Source organism: Streptomyces fildesensis (assembly GCF_016107395.1).
Lineage (GTDB): Bacteria > Actinomycetota > Actinomycetes > Streptomycetales > Streptomycetaceae > Actinacidiphila > Actinacidiphila fildesensis.
This window is the reverse complement of sequence record NZ_JAAIKO010000115.1, coordinates 1-1651: the sequence shown is the minus strand read 5'-3', so window position 1 is coordinate 1651 and position 1651 is coordinate 1. Positions and strand designations below refer to the sequence as shown.

Genomic DNA, 1651 nt, shown 5'->3' with positions numbered 1-1651 from the left:
CCCGCCTACATCATCTACACCTCCGGCTCCACCGGCCGCCCCAAAGGCGTCGTCATGCCGGCATCGGCGCTGCTGAATCTCCTCGCGTGGCATCACCGCACGGTCGGTGGCGCACCCGGCAACAGGACCGCACAGTTCACAGCGATCAGCTTCGACGTGTCCGCTCAGGAGATTCTGTCGGCCGTCGCCTACGGCAAGACGCTGGTCATCCCCGACGAGTCCGTCCGCCGCGACGCGGCCCGGTTCGCCGCGTGGCTCGACGACCGCCAGATAGACGAGCTGTTCGCCCCGAACCTGGTGCTGGAGGCCCTAGCTGAGGCCGCTGTCGAGCAGGGCCGTACGCTGATGCGGCTGCGAACCGTCGCGCAGGCCGGCGAAGCTCTGACGCTCAGCGGCAAGGTCCGTGCATTCCACCGTTCGACCCCGGGCCGGGGACTGCACAACCACTACGGCCCGACCGAAACCCATGTGGTCACAGCCCACACGCTGGTCGGCGATCCTGACCTCTGGCAGCTGCCCGCGCCGATCGGCCGGCCCATCGCCAACACGCGTGCCTATGTGCTGGACGGCGGTTTGCAGTTGGTGGCGCCTGGTGTGGTGGGTGAGCTGTACATCGCGGGCGCCGGTGTGGCCCGCGGCTACCTCGGCCGTTCCGCCCTGACAGCTGAGCGGTTCGTCGCCGACCCGTTCGGTCTGGAGCCCGGCGGACGGATGTATCGCACGGGCGACCTCGTGCGCTGGAACGGCGACGGTGAGCTGGAATTCATCGGCCGCGCCGACCACCAGGTCAAGATCCGCGGCTTCCGCATCGAACCCGGCGAGATCGAGAAGGTCCTCACCGACCACCCCGACATCGCCCACGCCGCTGTGACCACGCATGAGGATCAGCCGGGGCGGTCCCGTCTGGTGGCGTACGTGGTGGCACGGGATGCTCTTCTACCCCAGCAGGTACGGGATTTCGCGCAGCAGAGCCTGCCGGAGCACATGGTCCCCTCCGCGGTGATCCTGCTCGATCGCCTGCCACTGACCACGACCGGCAAGCTCGACCGTTCCGCCCTGCCGACGCCGGACTTCGCGTCGGTCGGGTCGGGCCGGGAGGCACGCACTCCGCAGGAACAGATCGTCAGCGACCTGTTCGCCCAGGTACTCGGCCTACCGCGAGCCGGAATCGACGACGACTTCTTCGACCTCGGCGGGCACTCACTCCTCGCCACCCGCCTCATCGCCCGCATCCGCGCCACCTTCGGCGTCGAGATGGGCCTGCGCACCCTCTTCGAGGCTCGGACCGTCGCGGCGGTGGCGGCTCGGCTGGACACTGCTGGCCCGGCGCGACTTGCCCCGACCGTGCGGGAGCGGCCCGAGGTCATGCCGCTTTCCTTCGCGCAGCGCAGGTTGTGGTTCATCCACCAGATGGAGGGGCCCAGCGCCACCTACAACATTCCCCTCGCACTCCGCCTCACGGGCGGGCTGAACGAGGACGCACTGCGGGCCGCGCTGGCTGACGTCATCACCCGGCACGAAAGCCTGCGCACCGTCTTCCCCGAGATCGACGGCACCCCCTACCAGCACATACTGACCCCCGAAGCCGCCGCACCACGTGTGACCGTCATTCCGACGACGGAAGCCGAGCTGGCGACCGTACTCGAACAAG

1 protein-coding gene is annotated in these 1651 nt (G+C 68.9%); it reads left to right on the top strand.

Features of this window, described 5'->3' with window-relative positions; all coding sequences use genetic code 11:
- Nucleotides 1–1651: non-ribosomal peptide synthetase (locus C6N31_RS42120; RefSeq protein WP_198359605.1), on the top strand; the 1651-nt coding region annotated here is incomplete at both ends.